This is a genomic window from Pseudoalteromonas luteoviolacea CPMOR-1, from assembly GCF_001625685.1.
Taxonomy (GTDB): domain Bacteria; phylum Pseudomonadota; class Gammaproteobacteria; order Enterobacterales; family Alteromonadaceae; genus Pseudoalteromonas; species Pseudoalteromonas luteoviolacea_K.
In genome coordinates this window covers 31,211-53,605 of sequence record NZ_AUYC01000029.1, presented here as the reverse complement: position 1 = coordinate 53,605, position 22,395 = coordinate 31,211, and the positions used below count along the sequence as shown (strand labels likewise).

General features: G+C 44.4%; 17 protein-coding genes and 1 riboswitch. Of the genes, 10 read left to right on the top strand and 7 right to left on the bottom strand.

The window, feature by feature from the left end; genetic code table 11:
• Positions 1 to 265 precede the first annotated feature (265 nt).
• From N473_RS12085 to dapA, 4 genes are read right to left on the bottom strand one after another with little or no spacing between them, the layout of a single operon-like run.
• A complete protein-coding gene (locus N473_RS12085) occupies positions 266 to 1,378 on the bottom strand; it encodes a succinylglutamate desuccinylase/aspartoacylase family protein (protein ID WP_063368138.1) in 1,113 nt (370 codons plus the stop codon).
• 2 nt (positions 1,379 to 1,380) lie between these two features.
• Positions 1,381 to 2,586, bottom strand: coding sequence for a PLP-dependent decarboxylase (locus N473_RS12080; RefSeq protein WP_063368137.1), 1,206 nt, complete (start codon positions 2,584 to 2,586; stop codon positions 1,381 to 1,383).
• Complete coding sequence (locus N473_RS12075; RefSeq protein ID WP_063368136.1) at positions 2,586 to 3,326, bottom strand: 2,3,4,5-tetrahydropyridine-2,6-dicarboxylate N-succinyltransferase; 741 nt, start codon at positions 3,324 to 3,326, stop codon at positions 2,586 to 2,588. The genes N473_RS12080 and N473_RS12075 overlap by 1 nt, the downstream gene beginning before the upstream one ends.
• A gap of 9 nt (positions 3,327 to 3,335) precedes the next feature.
• Positions 3,336 to 4,220 (bottom strand): 4-hydroxy-tetrahydrodipicolinate synthase, encoded by an 885-nt coding sequence (gene dapA, locus N473_RS12070; protein ID WP_063368135.1) that lies wholly within the window; start codon positions 4,218 to 4,220, stop codon positions 3,336 to 3,338.
• Between the two features lie 121 nt (positions 4,221 to 4,341).
• Positions 4,342 to 4,518, bottom strand: a riboswitch (Lysine riboswitch).
• Positions 4,519 to 4,689: 171 nt separating this feature from the next.
• Here dapA and N473_RS12065 point away from each other — a divergent pair.
• Complete coding sequence (locus tag N473_RS12065) at positions 4,690 to 6,444, top strand: response regulator (RefSeq protein ID WP_063368134.1); 1,755 nt, start codon at positions 4,690 to 4,692, stop codon at positions 6,442 to 6,444.
• Between the two features lie 74 nt (positions 6,445 to 6,518).
• On the opposite strand, the gene N473_RS12060 is transcribed toward N473_RS12065, so the two are convergent.
• A complete protein-coding gene (locus N473_RS12060; RefSeq protein WP_231099564.1) occupies positions 6,519 to 7,397 on the bottom strand; it encodes a TraB/GumN family protein in 879 nt (292 codons plus the stop codon).
• Between the two features lie 517 nt (positions 7,398 to 7,914).
• Between N473_RS12060 and ilvG the strand changes: the two genes are divergently transcribed.
• From ilvG to can, 8 genes are all read left to right on the top strand, one after another.
• Positions 7,915 to 9,564 carry an acetolactate synthase 2 catalytic subunit gene (ilvG, locus tag N473_RS12055; RefSeq protein WP_063368133.1) on the top strand — a complete coding sequence of 550 codons (1,650 nt, stop codon included), beginning with the start codon at positions 7,915 to 7,917 and terminating at the stop codon, positions 9,562 to 9,564.
• Entirely contained in the window at positions 9,561 to 9,803 is a 243-nt protein-coding gene (ilvM, locus tag N473_RS12050; RefSeq protein WP_063368132.1) for an acetolactate synthase 2 small subunit, read from the top strand. Before ilvG ends, ilvM begins: the two co-directional genes overlap by 4 nt.
• Before the next feature lie 20 nt (positions 9,804 to 9,823).
• The gene (locus N473_RS12045) at positions 9,824 to 10,747 is read left to right on the top strand and encodes a branched-chain amino acid transaminase (RefSeq protein WP_063368131.1); all 924 of its coding nucleotides are present in this window, start codon (positions 9,824 to 9,826) and stop codon (positions 10,745 to 10,747) included.
• Positions 10,748 to 10,816: 69 nt separating this feature from the next.
• Positions 10,817 to 12,673 (top strand): dihydroxy-acid dehydratase, encoded by a 1,857-nt coding sequence (gene ilvD / locus N473_RS12040; protein ID WP_063368130.1) that lies wholly within the window; start codon positions 10,817 to 10,819, stop codon positions 12,671 to 12,673.
• Between the two features lie 2 nt (positions 12,674 to 12,675).
• Positions 12,676 to 14,217, top strand: coding sequence for a threonine ammonia-lyase, biosynthetic (ilvA, locus tag N473_RS12035; protein WP_063368129.1), 1,542 nt, complete (start codon positions 12,676 to 12,678; stop codon positions 14,215 to 14,217).
• Positions 14,218 to 14,288: 71 nt separating this feature from the next.
• On the top strand, positions 14,289 to 15,338 hold the full coding sequence (locus tag N473_RS12030; RefSeq protein ID WP_063368128.1) for an ABC transporter substrate-binding protein: 1,050 nt from the start codon (positions 14,289 to 14,291) through the stop codon (positions 15,336 to 15,338).
• A gap of 66 nt (positions 15,339 to 15,404) precedes the next feature.
• A complete protein-coding gene (locus N473_RS12025; protein WP_063368127.1) occupies positions 15,405 to 16,595 on the top strand; it encodes a methyltransferase in 1,191 nt (396 codons plus the stop codon).
• 9 nt (positions 16,596 to 16,604) lie between these two features.
• Entirely contained in the window at positions 16,605 to 17,279 is a 675-nt protein-coding gene (gene can, locus N473_RS12020) for a carbonate dehydratase (protein ID WP_063368126.1), read from the top strand.
• Positions 17,280 to 17,335: 56 nt separating this feature from the next.
• On the opposite strand, the gene ubiK is transcribed toward can, so the two are convergent.
• Positions 17,336 to 17,599, bottom strand: coding sequence for a ubiquinone biosynthesis accessory factor UbiK (gene ubiK / locus N473_RS12015; RefSeq protein ID WP_063368125.1), 264 nt, complete (start codon positions 17,597 to 17,599; stop codon positions 17,336 to 17,338).
• Between the two features lie 188 nt (positions 17,600 to 17,787).
• On the opposite strand from ubiK, the gene rep reads away from it, so the two are divergent.
• Positions 17,788 to 19,800: a DNA helicase Rep gene (gene rep / locus N473_RS12010; RefSeq protein ID WP_063368124.1), complete on the top strand. Its 2,013-nt coding sequence runs from the start codon at positions 17,788 to 17,790 to the stop codon at positions 19,798 to 19,800.
• Here rep and N473_RS12005 read toward each other — a convergent pair.
• Positions 19,789 to 22,359: a diguanylate cyclase domain-containing protein gene (locus tag N473_RS12005; RefSeq protein WP_063368123.1), complete on the bottom strand. Its 2,571-nt coding sequence runs from the start codon at positions 22,357 to 22,359 to the stop codon at positions 19,789 to 19,791. The genes rep and N473_RS12005 overlap by 12 nt on opposite strands.
• Between the last annotated feature and the right edge of the window lie 36 nt (positions 22,360 to 22,395).

The window sequence follows — 22,395 nt, the reverse complement described above, 5'->3', positions numbered from 1 at the left end:
TGAACTGCACCTTTAAGGCTGACAGCTGATAGTCGGTAAACCTGAGGCTGTGGGACTCCCTTAGCGCGTTGTTTACGCTGCCAGTACGTTGGTAATTTAACACGCGCTCATGCGTTTAACTATATAGTGAGACAGTTATCAAAATGTGTACATTGGCAGGGGTATAAGTGCGAGAAGCACTGTCATCAGAGGGGTAAAAAAGGGGAATGACAAGTCATCCCCCTTAGCAAGTAAGTCTGAGACCTACCTACTCTCACGCAATTTTTTATAGTTCAAAGTAGTTGGTGAACAATTTATATAATTCTGTCCCTTGGTTCACACTGGCAGAGGCAAAATGTAAGATGGCGATTGCATCTTGATCAAATGTGATTGGGTTCAATGCTTCACCTTGTGCGTATTTATCCAAGCGTAAAATATTCACCAATGTGTCACCTGCTTTTATGTGCCCACCAAGTGGTGCTTGGTATTCCACCATGCCACCCATAGGTGCATAAAACGCCGTGTAATCTTTTAAATAGCAGGCATAACGTGTCATAGGTTGAGGCTGACATCCGCCCTCTAAAATCACTTCTTTATGCGTCAGGTAGCTGAGAATACTCTCTGCATCATACTGAGCTTCGTTGAGATCAATGTGCTCTTGAGAGCCCAATTCCACAGTAAATGCTTCAGTTAATACGTCTAAATGCTTGCCATGTTGCGCAAGCGCTTCACTTAATTTCCACCAAGGGCAAAAACACGCTTCATCCATTGCACCATCAAATTCATTGGGGATCAGCAAGGTATGCGCAATATTAAAATAGTGTGCGCTTGTTAGTGCATACTCTGGACAATACAAATGTTTGGAAGACACAGGGCCAGTATGCAAATCCAAAACAAGATCTGCTTCGTGGGCAAGGCGCTGTAAATTGACCGCGATCCGTTTGCCTGTTTTCATTGTATGCATTGGCTGGGCAAGCAACGCGTCTGTTTGCTCAATTAACAGCTTTTTAAACTCGTTGCGGATCTCCTGTTCAGATGATTGAGCATGGCGTAATGCAAAGTCTTCTACAAGGTGCCCATGATCATGGTACAAGCGGTTCCAATTTTCACCAGTGATTGGGTCAAAGCGGCCAAGCGTAAATTCCCCTGATTTTTGGTTGCACCCTATAGGGTTTGCATAAGGGACTAAGGTGATTGAGCCGGATATATTCGCTGTTTTTAGTTTTTCTAATAAGGCATAAATAACGGCATTACCCTGTACTTCAGCGCCATGCATATTGGCTTGTATGTAAACTTTGGGACCTTGATTTTCATTTCCAATAGTAAACACCGGAATTGACATAGCTTGTCCATTTGCCAGCTCCGCAACTTGAATGGATGTTTGAGTGATCTGATTCATAGTTACCTCAAGTAATTCTCTGGTGTTAATGGTGGTCTGACACAGCGTATTTGGCCGGACTGATAAATGTATTCGCTCGGGAGGGTATGGCATAAAAAGTAAGGCATGCTTTCTGTAAACCCATAAGCGCCGCATTGGCCAAAGACCACCCAGTCATGCTCATCGATATCGTTGGGTAAGGTGTGCTCCCCTAAGTGATCCAGTGCAGTGCATAGCGGACCATGTAACGTGTAGGGCGCTGTGGTGCTCGTACTTTCACGCAACAATGAAGCCGGGAAAGCTTGTGATGTCACCGCTGGGCGAAGTATATGATTGATGCCTCCTGCTAAAATGAGTTGATTGCTGCCATAATTTTGCTTTTGTTCGACAACTGGGTTGACATAATAACCACATTCACCGACGGCGTAGCGACCTAGCTCCATCCAGAGTTCGTCAATATTTGTTTGTGTTTTTATATGCTCTAAGCTGCGTAAAATCGCCGGCCAATCAATATGAGGCTGCCCGTCAGCGTATGGGATGCCCAATCCACCACCCAAATCTAATACACGCAGATTTATCTTGAGTTGTTCAGCAAGCGTCATTAACGGGTCAACCATTTGCTGCCAAAGTGAAGCAAGTTTTTCGGCTTCAAGCATATTGCCCCATTGGAAAATGTGTAAACCGACAAAGTCTAAGTTAGAGTAGTCGCTTACTGTGAGTGCGCCCCATTCTTGTGTGCCTAATCCAAATGGCGTTAAGCTATCTCCTCCAAGCGGGTTTTTTTCATTGTCAGGCCAGCGTAACTGCACGCGTAATAAGATACGCAGTGTCATGTTATGTCGCTTAGCTGCTTCTTGCAGCCATGCGACTTGATTGAGGCTTTCGGCAACAAAGGTATTTACACCTTGATCTAAAAAAGCCTCAATTTGGCGTTTGGACTTGGCAGGTCCAGTGTTGAGTACGCGCTTTGCATCGATGCCTTGAGCCAATACTTGCTGTAGCTCACCGCTACTGGCAACATCAAAGTTGAAACCTGCTTGATCTAACGTTTGGATAACGCTGGACAGTGGGTTTGCTTTGACAGCATACCAAAGCTTTACAACAGATTGCTCTGTCAATCGCTTTAAATGATGGCTCAATGCATCTAAATCGTAAAGATAAAATGGCTCATGCTGACTCTGTGTCAGTGCTGTGATGGCATTTTTTACTGGCGTACTCAAGGTGGACATTAGCGAAGCACCTCTTCAAGCTCAAGGGCTGCATCACTCTGTTCGTCACGATATTTTACAATCAACGCACAGGATAAGCTTAGTCCCTGTTGCTGAGCCCATTCGCCTTTAGCTGGACGTGAACCAGGGATCACGATGGCATTTTCAGGGATCGCCTCACCTTTGTCTAAAGTACGTTCATTGACGCAATCATAGACAGGGACACTAGCAGACAAGCGAACGCCAGGTGCAAGTACAGCCCCTTTTTTGACAACAACGCCTTCAACAAGCACACAGCCTGCGCCAATGAACGCATCATCTTCAACAACGACTGGGCTGGCACCAACAGGCTCTAACACGCCACCTACTTGCACAGCGGCACTGAGGTGCACATTTTTACCAATTTGGGCACATGAACCAACCAATGCATGACTGTCAACCATGGTGCCTTCGTTTACGTAAGCGCCGATATTTACATATGCTGGAGGCATGATAATGGTGCCAGGTGCGACATATGCGCCACGACGAACACTACTGCCACCAGGTACCATACGTACACCAGCTTCTGCGGCAAAGCCCTGTGGTGCTAAGTTATCTTTATCAACGAAGCCACCAGGATATTCGGTATTTGTGCCATTTCTAAACGCTTCTAAGATACCTTCTTTGACTTCGACATTTGCATGCCAGTTGCCTTGTTCATCTTGCGTTGCTGCGCGAACAGTGCCGTTTTCTAGATTGTTTAATAGGGTTAACCAGCTCATGATACTTCCTTAACTCCAAGATAAAATTGTTGAATTTGCGGTTTTAATAAATGTGGTGTCACTGAGTTCTAAGTGAGTCAGTGGTGGGCGCAGACGCGGTGTTTCTAGCTGACCTTGTAAATGCATTAAGACTTTGACCGGGATCGGGTTTGCTACGCTAAATAAGCTATTTACAGCGTCTGTCCACGTGGTAAATAAATTAGGGTAAGTCCCTGCTAATGAGCGCTGGACAAACTCTGCTGTTTGCTGTGGCCAAGCATTCGCTGCAACAGAGACCAAACCTGCGGCACCTGCTTGTGCAAAATAAGGCATCAATCCGTCATCGCCGCTATAAATTGCAAGTTTGGGAGACGCTTTGCGAAAAGACTCAAACGTTGCGATATCGCCACTGGCCTCTTTAAGTGCCCACAAATTAGGGTGTGAAGATAAGTTTTCAATGACATTTGGGCTTATCGCGACCGCGCTACGTCCCGGTACGTTGTAGAGCATACAAGGATACTCGCTGGCATCCAAAAGCGTTTTGAACCAGTGTGTCAGACCCACGTTCCCAGGCTTTGCATATAGTGGAGAGCCAACTAAAAATGCGTCGATTGGCTGAGCGTTACAAAACTCAACCCAATCTAGTTGCAGGGCAAGATCATGTCCGCCAATGGCAACCATTAATGGTACAGTCGGTGAAAGCTCACAGACAAATTGCACAATATCACGCTGCTCTTGCTGCGATAAAGCAAGGCCTTCGCCGGTACTGCCAAGCAAAAGTATGCCATTGCCCGCCGCTTGTTGTGCGCGTACAAGCTGCGCCAAAGTGGCGAAATCAACATGATTATTATCGTCGAACGGCGTAACAAGCGCAGTCCATAACGGGTAGTCAGATAAGTTGTATTTAGGTTTCATCTCTACCGAACTTAAATGCTGCTCGGCGACATGGGGTATGAAGTGCTAGCCCAGCTTCCGAACAATTAAAATTCGAAGAGCAATGGACTTAAAATAGAAAAAGGCTTGGCCTTATCTTTCTAAGACCAGAAGCTCTCCACCAAGTGTGTTGGTGACAGTCGTTGGGATTCAGCCCAAGCGCCCGAAAAAGTCAGTTAGCAAAAGTGACTTCTTCTCGGCGTTAATTCCCCTCGCTAGTTGTCATCGGAGTTTGCTCTCCTCGTTCTAGCTACCTGAATAACGCACCTCTTCCAGCCCTCAAAACAGCGTATGATGCTATTTTGCGATATTAGGGTCAGCGGGAATTGAAACATTTCAGCCATCTAGGTGTCAAGCTTCAAACTGTAAAAGATGAAAATTAAGCTACACTTGATTATGAAAGCTGCGTGCTCAATTACTGTGTTTTTGCATCCAACAAGGAGGCAAGCGGTTGCTTAAAATACTGAAAAACTTTCGTTTTAGATACATACTTGCGATTTCGATTATGGTGATTGTGATCACCACAGCAATGGCAACGATGCAGATCTTATTATCACAACAATCCGCCAGTGCTCGGGTCATTAATACCGCAGGTATGCAAAGAATGTTGTCGCAGAAAACGGCATTATTATTGGGGGCTGAGTATATTCGCCAGCATCCCGGTACATTCGATGAGCAGCAAATGCTGCGTGATGCTTTGGCGATGATGGCTGAAAATCAAGCGTTTTTGTTGCAGCAATCAGATGAGCGCTACATGCATTTGTCTGCAGATCTACTCTCTTTTTATTTTCAACCTCCCGCTTTATTGGCTACGCGAGTTAATGAGTATATTGCATTAGTCACCACAGCACATGAGCAAGCTCTGTTGGGACAGTTAAAAGTAGAGAAGTTAATACAGGTACAGACGCGAGCGAATGAACTGCTGGTTTTGTTAGATCAAGCAGTGACATTGCATGAACTCGTCGCGACGGATAAGGTAAAAAAATTACAAAATGTAGAGTTGTTAATTTGGGTATTTGGGCTGCTGATTTTATTTCTGGAGGCGAGATGGATTTTTTACCCGATGGAAAAAAGTATCCAGAAGAAAATTACACACCTGCAGAAACTGAGGCTGGAAGCAAATCGATTAAAGCGCAGTAAAAGCGAGTTTTTAGCGCGCGCTAGCCATGAAATGCGCACACCATTACAAGCCATTATGGGCTATCTCACTTTGTATAAAGAGTCGGGCCATGAAGCGTATTTAGATGTTGTAGAACATGCAGCAAAGCAATTAAATATCCTGCTGTCCTCAATCGATGATTACAATGTATTGTCGGAAAAAAAAGAAATTAAACTTGATAGCAAAGTGGCGTGTCTTTCAGAGACGATATCTCATGCGCTGGCAATATATAAACCACTATTACAACATAAAGCACTGTTATTTAATACTGAGTTGGGAGAGGGGTTATCACTGCCAGTTGAATGTGACCACAATCGTATTGCTTGGTTGGTCGGTCAAATTTTAGATAATGCGGTGAAGTTTACAGAATATGGTGAGGTCAGTCTGGAAGCAAACTGTGTGGTAACAAAAAGTGGTGAAGCACTGTTTCGTTGTGTGATCGGTGATACAGGTCCTGGCATAGCGCAGTCACAAGCCAATATTGATGAGGAAGAGAATTACCAAGGTATGCAGCTCGGTCTAACGAGGGCACAGCTGATAGTGACCATGTTGGGAGGTAAAATTATTTTTACTGACAATGAGCCTCATGGCACGCGTGTTTTATTAGAGTTACCGGTGACAGTTGCAAAGCAACCGATGTCCAATGGGACTGAAATTCAACGAGATGCGCCTGCATTATTGGTCGAAGATAATTTGCTTAACGCCCGTGTGGTGGTGACGTTATTAGAAAAATTAGGCTTATCTGTTATTCATGTTGTAAACGGTCAAGAAGCACTTTCTGAGCTGCAAAAGCAGGATTTTAGCCTCATATTAATGGACTTAAATATGCCGATTATGGATGGCTTTACAGCGATAAAAATGATACGTCATAATCTGGGGTTAGAGGTGCCTATTTTGGTACTTACTGCAAATACATCCGAGCAAGCTGTGAGTCGTGTGTACGAGTTAGGTGCCAATACACACCTTTATAAACCCGTAGATATGAAAGCACTGCAAGAAAAAGTCGAAATGTTAATCATGCCCTCTGCTGTGAGCAATACATTGTGAAATCTGAGTGCTGGTGAGTGAGCGGTGTAAATGTATGTGGTGAGACAGCGTAGTCAGGACTCACCACACAAATGCTAGATACGCTTAACGGTGAATCCTTGTGCCTTTAGTAGTGCTATTAAGCCATGTTTTTCAGGTAAGTGCAGTGCGCCTACGGCGATAAAGTGAGACTTCTTTTGCATTTCAGGCAGCAGAGTTCGAACCCATGCATGATTTCGTTCAATCACTAATATTTGTTCTGCAAGTCTTGCGTATTTTGAATCGTCAAAGCTCAAGTCATAGTATTTATTTAATTTGCTATCATCACCCGTTTTCCAAGCGTTAATCATATCAGTAATGAATGCATTGGCATCTTGCATTTGAGCCAGCGTTTGAGACACCATTTCATCACTCAAAATGGCAACTTGGCTGAACATTTCTAACTGCTGCTCAAATAGTTCCAACGCTTGGATATGCTTGTTATGTTTCTGTGCATAGGTAATTACTTGCTTATCTATACCATAAGTATCTGTAAACCCAGCTTGTTGGTATTCTAACTGCACGACTGTGAGTATCACTGCCCATACTGGCATATTATCAAACAGTACGATATTGATATTACGTTTTGTGAAGTAGGATTTTAATTGTTGGTAAACCTCTTTTGATAGGGCTTTTTGTAGCGGGCGGCTGTTCGAGCTGGTGATGAACGCTGCCGTTTTATGCTGAATTTCTAAAGGAGATAGGGCACTCACATTGATTTCTACCACCGTGTTTTGTGATTTTTTTATGGCACTTTTTACCTTTTCAGGTAGCCCTTTCATACTTGGGTCGCCCACATGGACGGTACCAAAAAGATAAGATGTCACACCATTTTTTTCTACACTCCAAAGCGCAGGAGATGCATAGCTTACGGCGCTGAAAAATAGTACAAAGCAAAGTGATAAAGGTAATTTGAAGAGCAATAATTGTTTCACTGCTGTGATCCTTTTATATCTTAGAGTGGACATCATAATCAATTAAAGTTGTAAATCACAAAAATTTAATACAAAAACATGATGTGCATAATTGTCTTCATTATTCTGAAGGCGTTTACCCTAAACGGAGTTTATTTATACTGGTTTGGATTAATAATCCTAAAATGCCTTTTTTTAAGGTTTTTTATTCTTTTTAACTCACTTTGAACTCTGTATTTGGCATAGTTTTTACTGTTGACTTGTCGGCTCAAGCGGGTTACTAATAGAATAAAGCACGAGCAGAGAGTTATTGTCTGCCGTCTAATGTTAATAAATGCAGTATATTTTTTTAGGTTCAGGTTTATGTTACTAACAGCAAAACTACTAGTCGTGATTATCAACGTGGTGATTATTATTACCGCGGGGGCTTCGTAGTGCTGTAGGAAAAGAATCAGCTAAGAGCCCCCCGCACTGAAAAGTTCGGGGGGCTCTTTCGTTTTAGGGCAAAAAAACAGAGCAAAGGGTAATGAGCAAAACAATGACAGGCGCACAGATGGTGATTGATATCCTTGTTAATCAAGGTGTTTCAGATGTATTCGGTTACCCCGGCGGGGCCATTATGCCGATCTACGATGCGCTTTATGGTGCACCACTGAAGCATTATTTAACTCGCCATGAGCAAGGCGCTGGATTTGCTGCTGTGGGTTATGCGCGCAGTACTGGCAAATTAGGGGTTTGCTTTGCGACGTCAGGACCAGGCGCCACGAATCTCGTCACCGCATTGGCAGATGCCATGATGGACTCAGTCCCATTGCTGGCAATCACAGGTCAAGTACCAACCGCGGCGATCGGATCAGATGCATTCCAAGAAGTGGATGTACTGGGGATGTCGCTTTCTTGCACAAAGCATAGCTTTATGGTTGAGCGTCCAGAAGAATTAGCTGAGGTACTGCAACAAGCGATGCATTTGGCTGTTTCTGGTCGACCAGGTCCTGTTTTGGTTGATATTCCAAAAGATATCCAACAAGCACTTGTGCCGTTTTCGCCATGGTCTGCACACAATGAAGAGCAGGTTGCGCCTCTTTTACATGAGTTGAACTTAGCAAATGAGCTGCTTAGCAGTGCGAAAAAGCCCGTTGCCTATGTCGGTGGAGGTGTACAAAACGCTGATGCACAGCCGGCCTTAATGGCATTTTTAGAACAAACACACATGCCAGCGGTATCGACATTGAAAGCCCTAGGTAGTGTGTTACCTGAATATGAATATGACTTGGGTATGCTTGGGATGCACGGCACAAAAGCCGCTAATTTGGCGGTACAGGAGTGTGATTTATTGGTGTGTATCGGTGCGCGCTTTGACGACCGTGTAACCGGTAACTTGGCTAAATTTGCCTCAAAAGCAAAAGTGATACACCTCGACATCGATGCGGCAGAAATCGGAAAACGTAAACCCGCGGCAGCGTCATTGGTTGCGGATTTGAATGCCTCTTTACCTTTGCTCAAAGGTGTATTGGCCCCCCAAGCGTGGCGAGCACACATCAGCCGCATGAAACAAGAACATGCGTGGCGATATGATTACCCAGGGGAGAAAGTATTTGCACCGTATTTACTGAACAAGCTCAGTCAGGATGTGCCCCGCGATACCGTGGTGTGCTGTGATGTTGGTCAGCACCAAATGTGGGTCGCACAGCATATGAAGTTTGCTCATCCTAGTAATCATCTCAGTAGCGGTGGTGCAGGTACAATGGGGTTTGGCTTACCTGCGGCCATTGGCGCGAAAATAGCACGTCCAGACAATATGGTGATCACCGTATCTGGTGATGGTTCAATCATGATGAATATTCAGGAATTGGCGACCATCAGAAGAAACAACCTTGCGGTTAAAATTGTGATCTTAGATAACCAGAGGTTGGGCATGGTGAGGCAGTGGCAAGAGCTGTTTTTCTCAGCGCGTTACAGTGAAACAAATTTATCTGACAACCCTGATTTTGTGCAACTTGCTGCTGTATTTGGCATTCCAGGGCAAACCATAGCTCATGCATCAGAAGTGGATGATGCAATTGAACAACTCGTAAATAGTGAAGGGCCTTACATCTTACATGCGTGTATAGATGATAAAGAAAATGTATGGCCACTGGTTCCGCCGGGCGCGGCAAACGATGAAATGTTAACGGAGAGTACACAATGAAACATCAATTAACTGTAGCTGTAAAAAATCAAAGCGTGGCTGTTGAGCGTTTCTTGCGTGTGGCGCGTCACCGTGGGTTTCGTCTAATGCAGCTTCAATTAGAAGGTCACGATGAACTGTTTCACGTCAAAATGACAGTAGATAGTGACAGGCCCATCTATCTATTAACGTCACAATTAAATAAGCTAGTGGATGTGCAATCAGTTGATTTGCATACATTACAGCAGCAGGCAATATAACAAAATTAAGGTTTAAAAGAATGACACAAACATCTGAATTAATTTGGCACAACGGCGAAATGATCCCTTATCAAGAAGCAACGACGCATGTATTGAGTCACGCACTTCACTACGGGAGTTCCGTTTTTGAAGGGATCCGCGCATATGAGACGCCGAATGGCCCAGCCATTTTTCGCTTAGATGACCATATTCAACGTTTATTTGATTCAGCAAAAATTTATCGTATGGAGATCCCTTTTTCAAAAGAAGAGATCAAAACAGCGTGCAAGCAAGCAGTAAAAGAAAATGGTTTTAGCAACGCATATTTAAGACCGTTTGCCTTTTTAGGGCATGTTGGTTTAGGGCTTAATCCAAAATCGCATCGTGCGGATGTCACGGTAGCGGCAATGGAATGGGGAGCATACTTGGGTGAAGATAGCTTGGCACAAGGTGTTGATGTCTGTGTGTCTTCATGGAGTCGACTTGCGCCAAATACTATGCCGACTGCAGCAAAAGCCGGCGGCAACTATCTATCATCTCAGCTGATTTCAGGTGAAGCAAAGCGCAACGGTTATGTAGAAGGTATTGCGCTAGATGTGAATGGCTATCTGAGCGAAGGTGCGGGTGAGAACTTATTTGTGGTTAAAAAAGGTGTGCTTTATACACCACCCACAACCGCGTGTATTTTGCCTGGCCTGACGCGCGACACGATTATTCATCTAGCCAAAGAGCGCGGTTATGAAGTTCGTGAAGAGCCGATTGCCCGTGAAGCACTGTATCTTGCTGATGAGTTTTTCATGGTAGGGACAGCAGCAGAGGTGGTACCTGTGCGCAGTGTTGACCAAATTCAAGTGGGTGAAGGTCAACGCGGTCCAATTACAGCAGAATTACAGCAAGCCTATTTTGATTTAGTGAAAGGGCAGTCAAGCGATCCTCAGGGCTGGTTAGATTACGTAAACAGCTAGTACTGAGAGCATATATTTTTGGGAATGAGGGTTTACCGAGCATCGGTATTTAAATAAAAAGGGGTCAACATGGCTAAGTTACGTAGTAAAACAACGACTGAAGGACGCAAACGAGCAGGCGCAAGAGCGCTTTGGCGTGCGACAGGAATGACGGATGAAGATTTTCACAAACCGATGATCGCGGTCGTCAATTCGTACACACAATTTGTACCTGGCCATGTTCACCTCAACCAACTGAGTGATTTGATGGCGGATGCCATACGCGAAGCTGGAGGCGTTCCTCGTGAATTCAACACCATCGCGATTGATGATGGTATCGCCATGGGTCATGGCGGAATGTTGTATTCATTACCATCACGCGATCTGATAGCGGATTCGGTAGAGTACATGGTGAATGCGCACTGCGCAGATGCCATGGTCTGTATTTCAAACTGTGACAAGATCACGCCGGGGATGTTGTTAGCCGCTTTAAGGCTAAATATTCCCGTCATCTTTGTATCGGGTGGACCAATGGAAGCGGGTAAAACTCGGCTTGCAGACATCGACTTAAAGTTGGATTTGGTCGATGCCATGGTAAAAGGTGCAGATCCGACGGTCAGTGATGAAGATTCTGAGCAGGTTGAGCGTTCAGCGTGCCCAACATGTGGCTCGTGTTCAGGTATGTTTACCGCTAACTCAATGAACTGCCTGCTTGAATCGCTAGGCTTGGCATTACCAGGCAATGGCACAACCCTTGCGACCCATAAAGATAGGGGGCAGTTATACAATGGTGCAGCAAAGCGTATTGTTGCGCTATGTGATGAATATTACCGTCAAGATAATGAAGCGGTTTTGCCGCGTAATATCGCCAACCAAGCGGCGTTTAATAACGCAATGACACTCGATATCGCGATGGGCGGATCTTCTAATACGGTGTTGCATATTTTGGCAGCTGCACAGGAAGCTGGTGTCGATTTTGATATGGCGGACATTGACCAGTTATCACGAAACACGCCGTTCTTATGTAAAGTTGCGCCAGCAACGCAGCAGTATCATATTGAAGATGTGCACCGTGCTGGTGGCATCATGGCGATTTTAAATGAGCTGGCAAAAGCGGGTAAGTTAGACCTCAATGTTGGCCATGTGGCGGGGGGGACATTAGGTGATGTTTTGGCTCGTTGGGATGCCAATGATAGCAGCAATGAAAGAGCGCAAAAGTTTTATCGTGCAGGTCCAGCTGGGATCCGTACAACGCAAGCAATGAGCCAAGAATACCGTTGGGATACATTAGATTTGGACCGAGAAGGCGGGTGTATTCGCAGTGCTGAGCATGCATTTCGTCAAGACGGCGGCCTTGCGGTCTTAACCGGTAACCTTGCGCCAGATGGCTGTATTGTGAAAAGCGCTGGGGTAGTGGATGAGATGCTTGAGTTCACGGGGCCTGCGGTGGTGTATGAATCTCAAGACGATGCGGTTGAGGGGATCCTAGGCGGTCAGGTGAAAAAGGGCGATGTCGTGGTGATCCGTTATGAGGGGCCAAAAGGCGGTCCAGGCATGCAAGAAATGCTTTATCCAACCAGTTACTTAAAATCTATGGGCCTTGATAAAGACTGTGCGTTACTTACCGATGGTCGCTTTTCTGGGGGCACCTCTGGTTTATCAATTGGTCATGTTTCACCGGAAGCTGCGAGCGAAGGCACATTGGCATTGATTGAAAATGGCGATTTGATAGCGATTAACATACATACACGTGGCATTGATGTGTTACTCGATGACACTGAGCTTGCTCTGCGCAGAGAGAAGCAACTTGCGCGCGGCAAAGAGGCGTATAAGCCTGTGGATCGTGAGCGTGTTGTGACCCCCGCACTAAAAGCTTACGCGTTGCTGGCAACCAGTGCAGATAAAGGGGCTGTGCGTGATTTAGAGAAATTAGAGGAGCTCAGTTAGCGATGGTGGCACAAGAGCTAGATTACTTTCGGGCAATTATTCAAGCGAATATGGCCCCACTGGTGAAACAAACGGATGTGAGTCACTTAAAAGGGTTATCGGAACGGCTCAATCACCAAGTTTGGCTAAAGCGGGAAGACCAACAACCTGTTTACTCTTTCAAACTCAGAGGCGCATTTAACAAATTGCGCCAATTACCTGCTCACTCTCATGTCATCACTGCGTCAGCAGGTAATCATGCACAAGGGGTGGCACTGAGTGCTGCCCACCTAGGTCATCAAGCAACCATTGTTATGCCTGTAACGACCCCTGAAATAAAAGTGAATGCAGTCCGTAATCTGGGCGGCCATGTTGTATTACATGGTCATCATTTTGATGCGGCGAATACATATGCGCAATCGTTATGTCAGCAAGAAGGCGGGGTGTTTGTACCGCCATTTGATGACAAAGATGTGATCGTTGGTCAGGGGACTGTTGCACGAGAAATGATGCAGCAATTAGACAAGTTAGATGTGGTGTTTATCCCAGTTGGCGGCGGCGGGCTACTAGCCGGCATGGCGGTATATATTAAATCTTTGCGTCCAGATATACGTGTGATTGGCGTCGAAGCGACGGAAAGCGCGTGTTTGCATGCCGCAATGCAGCAGGGTCAACCGGTAGAGTTGGATCAAGTAGGCTGTTTTGCTGACGGGATCGCGGTGAAGCGGATCGGTGAAGAAACATTTCGACTTGCGCAGACCTATTGCGATGAAGTGATATTGGTCTCCACCGATGAAATTTGCGCAGCAGTACAAGATATATTTGTAGAGACAAGGGCAATCGCAGAACCATCAGGCGCAGTTGCATTAGCTGGATTAAAAAAATGGAGCGCTCAGCATGATGAGTCTGCACTGTCTTTGGCAGCTGTACTCTCAGGTGCTAATTTAAACTTTGACCGATTGCGGTATATTGCTGAACGCACCGCGTTAGGTGCTAAGAGTGAAGCCTTATTTGGGGTGACGATTGATGAGCAAAAAGGCAGCTTTAAGCAGTTTTGCCAAACCCTAGGTGGTCGCTCTATTACTGAGTTCAATTATCGGTTTGCTGGTGGTAGCCGAGCGCAAATTTTTGTTGGTGTTGGGCTTCGCAATGCTGAGCAGGAACTTCAAGATTTGAAGCAGAGCCTCACTGAAAGTGGGTATGAATACACGGATTTATCCGATAATGAATTAGCGAAACTGCATATTCGTTATATGGTCGGTGGAAAACCGCCAGTCGAGGTCCAAGAACGATTGCTTCGTTTTGAATTTCCTGAGTATCCAGGTGCTTTATTAAGATTTCTCGAGACTTTAGGGTGTGAATGGAATATCACCTTGTTCCATTATCGTAATCATGGCGCTGCAAAAGGTCATGTCCTTGCCGGGTTTGAAATGGCGCCACAAGAATATGCCAAATTTGAAGAGCATTTAGGCCGGCTGGGTTATGATTATCGTGATGAAACCGACAACCCATGTTTTTCACAATATTTAAAATCCGATCAGGACTATGCACTTAAAGTGAGTTAAGTGACGCGATGTAATTGTCTTTTCTGTCCTTGGAGTTCTATATTCAAAGATGAATATACTAAGGACAGCTTATGCTCCGTTGTTTCATTGTTATTTTGTTTGTCTTTTTTTGTACATGTGCAACAGCACTTGAGCCAGTGACACTGCAGTTAAAGTGGGTGCATCAATTCCAGTTTGCTGGTTATTATGTTGCCAAGCAAAAAGGCTTTTATCGACAAGTTGGTTTAGATGTCAATATTGCCCCTGCGTTAAAGCACCAGCCTGATGAACAGTTTAAAGTGCTCTCAGGGCAAGCTCAGTTCGGGGTTACTCACTCTGGTTTGCTCGAACAGCGCATGCAAGGCAAGCCTTTAGTTGCGCTTGCGTCAGTATTTCAATCCTCTCCTTATTGCTGGATGGTCCGTGCCGACAGTGATATATATTCACCAAAAGATTTCCAAGGAAAAAAAATAAGTCATTTGGGGCGAACTGAAGGGGCTGAGTTAGTGCTTATTTTAGAGCGTGCTGGTATCAATGTGAGTCAACTGCCTATTTACTCGGGGTTGTCACCTCTTGAAGATTTTAAAGCAGGTAAATTTGATGCGCTGCAGGTGTATGTATCGAATGAGCCATTCAAAATGGCACAACAAGGGATCGCAACGCGACAGATCTGCCCCAAGCATTATGGCATCAATGTGTATGCAGACATTTTGTTTACTTCAGAAGATGTCTATAAATATCGTCCAGATATGGTCTCCAAGTTTCGTAGTGCAAGCCTCAAAGGGTGGCGTTATGCGTTGGCCAATTTGGATGAAGCGCTACAAATAACAAAGTTATATGCTACGGAAAAGAATTTTGAAGAGTTAGCCAATGAAGCTGATAAGTTAGTACCTTTTATTAAAGCGCCAGGGATCCCAATTGGGAATATGTCATTGGCACGCTGGCAGTGGATCGCCCAGCTGTATCACCTAGACATTACCAGTTTTCATGAGCATAAAGGCGCATTTTTATATTCTGAGAAAAGCCAAACAGAGATTAACTGGTCATGGATGCTAATCTTAGCCATTGTGATGAGTGTGTTATGCATTCCCATGTATGTGAGCTTAGTACTGCAAAGAAAAAATTATCGTGTGATGGATTAGTGTAGCGTTTTCTATCATGATGTAGATAGCATACAATGTAGCGAATTGCAGTAATCAATAAAGCTTATGATCTCGTCTTACATCACGCATTTTCAGTCACTTGATAGGCTACTCCATGAAACACGTCAGTATTGGCAACTGATTGCCTTTGATCATCTTGTCACACCATGGCCTGAATTGGACGACTATCTATCGGGGTTGGATGAGGCGACTTTGAGCGCATTAGATATGGATCAAAGTGCGTTGCAACAGACTCTGTCAGATTATATCCCGCAGCTTGCTGAGATAAGCACACTGACACAGATACACTTAACTGAACGTCATCGACCTGAGTTACCCTTTTGGCTGAGCAATGGCATAAAAGGGAGAAAAGTAGGGCAGTTACAAGACTTTGTATCTGCTTTAAATGAGCGTCAATTGCCAGTATTAGAATGGTGTGCAGGTAAAGGGCACTTGGGTAGGATCTTGGCTTATACGGGGGTGCCTCATGTGGACAGTATTGAGCTGCAAGCACACTTGTGTGAGCAAGGTGCACAAAGTGCTGAACAACAAAAATTAGATATGACTTTTCACTGTGCTGATGTATTAACAGAACCGGTGAGTCATCACTTTAAAGCTCAGCAACATGCGGTGGCATTACATGCATGTGGCAAGCTTCATCAGAACTTTATGCGTGAAGCTGCGGCTGCAGGGTGTGAGAAAATTAGTTTATCGCCCTGTTGTTATCACTTGTTCACGAGCGATGAATACCAGCCGATGAGTGAGGTAGGCAAAGGCAGCACAGTACGTTTAACGCATAATGACATGAAATTGGCACTACAAGAAACCGTGACAGCACCGTCACGTGTTGCAAAAGTGCGTAAAAAAGAGGTGTTATGGAGATTAGCTTTTGATGCACTGCGCCGTGAGATCACACAAACAGATCTCTATGTGAGCGTACCATCCGTGAATAAGGCTGTTTTTTCTGGTGAGTTTGCAGACTTCTGTGCATGGGCTGCACAAAAGAAAGGCATCGAATTACCAGATGAGATAGATTATCCGCGGTATTTGGCGCAGGCTGAAAAAAGGCAAAAAGTGACTGAACGCATAGAGTTAGTTCGCCATGGTTTTAGGCGTGCCATTGAATTGTGGCTTGTGTTAGATAGAGTGTTATATTTACATGCTAAGGGGTATGACGTGACACTTGAGCAGTTTTGTGAAAAGTCACTGACACCAAGGAATTTACTGATACAGGCGACGAAACGTCGGTCGCTATGAGGAAATAGAATGTGCCATCAACAGACCAGTCATTTAGCACATTTGTTGGAAAATAATCGCCAATGGGCTGAGCGTACACAAGCTCGTGATCCTGCGTTTTTTAAGACGTTGTCGATGCAGCAAAATCCTGATTATTTATGGATAGGTTGTTCGGATTCTAGAGTCCCTGCAAATGAAATCGTTGACCTCTTACCCGGCGAGTTATTTGTACATCGCAATGTAGCCAATGTGGTGGTGCACACGGATCATAATTGTTTGTCAGTCATGCAGTATGCCGTTGAAGTATTGAAAGTGAGCCACATTATGGTCGTAGGGCATTATGGGTGTGGTGGGGTCAAAGCGGCGCTGGATGGAGCCAAATTCGGCTTAATCGATAATTGGTTGAGACATGTTGTTGATATCAAAGAAAAGCATCAAGCACTTTTACGCGAAGTCTCAGTGGTTGAACGCAGCGATGTATTGTGCGAACTGAATGTGATTGAGCAAGTCAGGAATGTATGTCGCACAAGTATCGTCCAAGATGCTTGGCAGCGCGGTCAGCAATTGGAAGTACATGGTTGGGTGTATGGGTTGGCCGATGGGTTACTCAATGAGCTGGTGCCTGCGGTTGACTCAGAGGCATGTTTATCATCCAGTTATGAGCAAGCGATTTTGTCACTGGTAACACGTCATCTCGATAAATAAAATGGCAGTTTTGGCACACAAGCACGGCGTGTCTGTGTGCTTATTCCTGCAGCAGATCATTCAGTGTCGTTTTGTTGCGCTAGCTTGGCTTCAAGTTCTGCTACTTTGGCTTCTAGTTCAGTCAATTTTTCGCGCGTTCTGATCAATACTTTGCTCTGAATATCAAATTCTTCACGACTAACAAAGTCCATTTCTGTCAGCTTAGTTTGAATGGCTTGTTTGGTCTTTGCTTCGAACGTTTCTGCTAAATTACGCACACCTTGTGGCATGTTGCTTGAGATCTGTTTTGCGATCTCTTCGATTTTTGCTGGGTTTATCATGTCAGTGCCTTATAGCTAGTTAATGCGCAATATCTTACCGTAAACCGCCATGTCGATAAACGCATTTTAGTTTGTCTTACGTATCTAACCGTCTTAATGTTTAATCATAATCAAAACATTGCAAATTGGTATTGTGGCATGAATAAGATAAACTAGGCGGCTCCAGTTACTCAGGGTACTCACCTTTTATGAAACTCAATCCCAAACAAGATGAAGCCGTTAAATATATTAGTGGTCCATGCCTCGTATTAGCAGGAGCAGGCTCAGGAAAAACCCGTGTGATCACCAATAAAATTGCATATTTGGTTCAGCAATGTGAATACAAAGCGCGCAATATTGCCGCGGTGACTTTTACTAATAAAGCGGCCAAAGAAATGCGAGAGCGTGTATCGCAGACACTTGGGAAGCAAGACGCAAAAGGCCTATGGATCTCGACATTTCATACCTTGGGATTGAACATCATCAAAAAGGAAGTGAAAACTTTGGGGTTTAAACCCGGCTTTTCACTGTTTGATGACCAAGATACCAATCAGTTGCTCTCAGAGTTGACTGAAAAAGAGCTGGAAAAAGACAAAGACTTGCTTAATTTGCTGAAGATGCAGATCGGTAACTGGAAAAATGATCTGATATTACCTGAGCGTGCCATTAGAGAAGCCCGTGAACCGCAAAAAGCACTTTTTGCGCAGTTGTATGCTCGCTATCAAACACAGCTGAGAGCCTATAATGCGTTAGACTTTGATGATCTGATCATGGTTCCAACGCTATTGTTAGGGAGCTCAGCGCAAGTGAGAGAGCGCTGGCAAAATCAGTTTAGATACTTGCTGGTGGATGAGTATCAAGATACCAATACCAGTCAATATCAACTGGTTAAATTACTTGTGGGTGAGCGCGCACGGTTTACGGTGGTCGGCGATGATGACCAGTCGATTTACTCATGGCGTGGTGCAAAACCGCAAAACTTGGTGTTGTTGAGCAAAGATTACCCTGGACTGCGGTTGATCAAGCTGGAGCAAAACTACCGAAGTGCAGGTCGTATATTGAAGTCTGCGAATATCCTGATTGCCAATAACCCCCATGAATTTGATAAAAAGCTATTCAGTGAATTAGGCTATGGCGATCCTTTGCGTGTGATTGCTACCCGTGATGAAGAGCATGAAGCTGAGCGAGTGGTGGCAGAAATCATTTCGCATAAATTTATGAAGCGTACCAGCTATAAAGATTACGCCATTTTATATCGAGGCAACCACCAAGCGCGCGTGTTTGAAAAAGCCCTCATGGCTAACCGCATTCCTTATAAGATCAGCGGTGGTATGTCATTTTTTGCGCGCAGTGAAATTAAAGACATCATGGCCTATCTGCGTCTACTGGTAAACCAAGACGATGACAATGCATTTTTGCGTATCGTTAACACGCCAAGGCGAGAAATTGGTCCTGTGACACTCGAAAAGCTCGGCAGTTTGGCAAATGACAAACATATTAGCTTGTTTGAGGCGTGCTTTGATAGTGACCTAACACAGCGTTTGACTGGCAAAGGGTACAATGCCTTGGCGGGCTTTGCGCGTTGGGTGGTGGAGTTGAGTGATCGTGCAGTACGAGGAGATACGCTCGAAGCGGTGAAGGATATGATCCGTGAGATCAATTATGAGACCTACTTATACGAATCTTCAACCAGCGCAAAAGCAGCAGAAATGCGCATGAAAAATGTCTCAGAATTATATCGTTGGATCAGTGACATGCTTACTGGGGATGCTGATAACCCACCGATGACCTTGTCTGAAGTGGTGACTAAGCTTACCCTCAGAGATATGTTAGAGCGTAATGAAGAGGAAGATGAGAGCGATGCCGTACAGTTATTGACTTTACATGCTTCAAAAGGTCTGGAATATCCGCATGTCTTTATGGTGGGAATGGAAGAGGGGTTATTACCACACCAAACCAGTATTGATGAAGACAATGTAGAAGAAGAGCGGCGGTTGGCTTATGTTGGGATCACCCGTGCCCAGCAGACACTGACGCTTACTTATGCAAAAAGTCGTCGCCAGTTTGGTGAGCAGATAACACCAGAACTAAGTCGCTTTGTACAAGAATTACCGCAAGATGATCTCCAGTTTGAAGGCAAAAAAGCGGTGGTGTCGCAATCAGAAAGAATGGAAAAAGGCCAAGCGCGCGTGGCCAATTTGCGTGCGATGTTAAAACGTTAGAGTTTCTTGCTCGTCGATACCAGTGATGTTTTGACGAGCACTCTTTAAATTTTGCTGTTTGCCAAAAAACAGTTTTAACCCATGTTTTTCTAGTAAACTTCTAAAGTTCAAAATAGCAGGCCCTTTGGCGATAACCTGAATCGATTTTAATTTGGTGATCGCTAAAATGCCTTGTAATTGAATATCGTAACTGTTTTGCTGTAGCACGCGCTTACTGAATACTGAACTTAGTAAAACATATTTAAAATCAATACTACTCAAAAAAGCCAAATCACATCGCTCTTTGGCGAAATCATTGAGGCCAATATTTACGCCTAATTGTGGTAGCTCTTTGAGGTTTTCTAACTGTACGCTCGATGCATAGCGTACCTCATTTTCATCAAACATCAGGCATAGCTGCGTATCATTGAGGCTGAGCAACTGTTTTAAAGTTGAAAAAGCAGAAGATTCTAAAATGACCGTTGAACATGCGAAAAGCACGTCTTGATCATAGCTTTGGGCAATCTTTAAGGCTTTTTCTAACAACCCTAGTTCTATGTCTAAATGCTCATCTTTCGCGGCGGCGAACTTCTTCAATACATCAAAACTGGTGCTCCCTAGTACGGGGTGCTCGCCAAACGCTTCTAAGGTAATAATATGTGACGCGTGATTGGTAAAATCAACGATGTCGGTACTTCTAAAGTGCGTCGGTAAGGCCGTTAAATGGTGTTGCTCTTCCGGTTTATTTGTACTTCCTGCAGAAGCGGTGAGTAGCGGATGATAAAACTCATAACGACCGCGCCCAGCATTTTTTGCATAATACATCGCGGCATCAGCATCACGAATAATTTCATCGGTATTTTTGTAATTTTTATTGCTGTAGGTAATGCCAATACTGGCACCACTTTGCATACAAACACCTTTCATGCAAAAAGGCTGCTGCATCACTCGAATGAGTCGTTTTGCCACATCTTCCGCTTGTTGTTTGTCCGTGAGGTGATCGAGCAAAATGACAAACTCATCACCGGCGAGGCGTGCAAGCAAGTCGTGCTCGCGGATACACTCTGAAAATGCCGTGCTGACCCAGATTAAGAATTGATCGCCAGCTTGGTGCCCCAGTTCATCGTTGATCACTTTAAACTTGTCTAGATCAATAAAGAGCACCGCAAAGTTATGTTCAGGGTATCGTTGGTATTTTTGCAGCGTTTTTTCAAGCTGAGTTAAAAAGAGGCTGCGGTTTGGCAATGACGTAAGTGGATCGTGGTGTGCATCATGATAAAGCTGCTGCTCAATTTTCTTACGTTCTTCAATTTGCATTTGCAGGTGTAAATTTGTCTGACGCAACGCTTTGGTTTTTTCGGCTACGCGATGTTCCAATTCTTGGTTGCTCGCTTTGAGCGCTTGATTCGCTAAATGCGTTTGTAAAACAGATGCAATTTGGTTGGACACAAACGAGATCAGTTCAACATCTTCATGATTATATTCGTATTCATGGTTATAAGCTTGGCAAGCTATTAACCCAATAACCCCTTTGGCGGTTTTGAGTGGCGCACCTAACCAGCTGGTGGCCGTTTCCAAATCATCATAGTCAGGAGGGCGTCGTACCACACCACCGTCTATCAAAATTGCAGCACGCTGTGTGTCTATCAGCTGACTGCGCTCTGTGGTGATCACCAGTTCACTGTAGCCTTTGGCAAAAGGCCGTGGTCGATACTCAGTGACTTCATCGACGCAATAAGGAAAGCTCAACCAATTAGAGCCTGTATCGTGCAAAGCAATGTAGAGATTATTCGCAAAGGTAATGGAGCGAATTATTTTATGAACTTGTTTATATACATCATCGATATCGCTAAATTGGGTTGCCAATTCAGAAATCTTAAATAATATTTGTTGCCGCTCTAGTGCCCGTTTACGTTGTTCTATTTCTTTATTTAGTGCGTCGTTACTTTGCATTAATGCTCGAGTACGGATCTTAACTTCAGACTCTAGCAGTTCACGTTTTTTGACGCGCTCAATGGCTGTTGCTAGGTACAAAGACATCACCTCAAGAAGCTCAATTTGATGTTCACTATAAGCTTGTTGAGGTCGATAACTTTGCGAGACCATTACGCCAATAATATTTTTATCCCGGAATATTGGTACGCCTACCCAGTGTTCTGCTGGGCTACCCAAGGCTTTGAATTTGCAGTCGTCTATCATTTTCTGCATTTCACCCTTGGTTAAATACAAAACCTTCTTGGTATTAAATACATACCCTGTGACACCCTGATCAAAATGATGCGATTCATGCAGTGGCACGGAGATTCCGTCTTTTTCGTCGACGAAATAGGAGAGCTCTAAGGTTTGGGTAAACTGGTTCTGCAATACAACATAAAAGCTTTTGCTTGGTAAATGTTGCTCTAAAATGCTGTGAATAGCAGGGTATAGAAGGGTTAGCTCGGCAACTGTGCTAGCCTGCTCAGAAAGCTGTATCAAGGCATGTTGCAAGTGATAGTTTTGTTTGTATTTTTTCAACAAGGACTCTAAGCGGCGATTCTTTCGAGTAAGCTTGCGAATTGCAACGTCGTTTGGATCTTCCAATGATTAAACCAAAGGCTATTATTGTTTATTTATTAA

Coding starts and splice junctions, on each gene's coding strand:
- N473_RS12085 (WP_063368138.1), bottom strand. CDS start 1,378: ATGAATCAGATCACTCAAACATCCATTCAAGTTGCGGAGCTGGCAAAT.
- N473_RS12080 (WP_063368137.1), bottom strand. CDS start 2,586: ATGTCCACCTTGAGTACGCCAGTAAAAAATGCCATCACAGCACTGACA.
- N473_RS12075 (WP_063368136.1), bottom strand. CDS start 3,326: ATGAGCTGGTTAACCCTATTAAACAATCTAGAAAACGGCACTGTTCGC.
- dapA (WP_063368135.1), bottom strand. CDS start 4,220: ATGAAACCTAAATACAACTTATCTGACTACCCGTTATGGACTGCGCTT.
- ilvG (WP_063368133.1), top strand. CDS start 7,915: ATGACAGGCGCACAGATGGTGATTGATATCCTTGTTAATCAAGGTGTT.
- ilvM (WP_063368132.1), top strand. CDS start 9,561: ATGAAACATCAATTAACTGTAGCTGTAAAAAATCAAAGCGTGGCTGTT.
- N473_RS12045 (WP_063368131.1), top strand. CDS start 9,824: ATGACACAAACATCTGAATTAATTTGGCACAACGGCGAAATGATCCCT.
- ilvD (WP_063368130.1), top strand. CDS start 10,817: ATGGCTAAGTTACGTAGTAAAACAACGACTGAAGGACGCAAACGAGCA.
- ilvA (WP_063368129.1), top strand. CDS start 12,676: ATGGTGGCACAAGAGCTAGATTACTTTCGGGCAATTATTCAAGCGAAT.
- N473_RS12030 (WP_063368128.1), top strand. CDS start 14,289: ATGCTCCGTTGTTTCATTGTTATTTTGTTTGTCTTTTTTTGTACATGT.
- N473_RS12025 (WP_063368127.1), top strand. CDS start 15,405: ATGATCTCGTCTTACATCACGCATTTTCAGTCACTTGATAGGCTACTC.
- can (WP_063368126.1), top strand. CDS start 16,605: ATGTGCCATCAACAGACCAGTCATTTAGCACATTTGTTGGAAAATAAT.
- ubiK (WP_063368125.1), bottom strand. CDS start 17,599: ATGATAAACCCAGCAAAAATCGAAGAGATCGCAAAACAGATCTCAAGC.
- rep (WP_063368124.1), top strand. CDS start 17,788: ATGAAACTCAATCCCAAACAAGATGAAGCCGTTAAATATATTAGTGGT.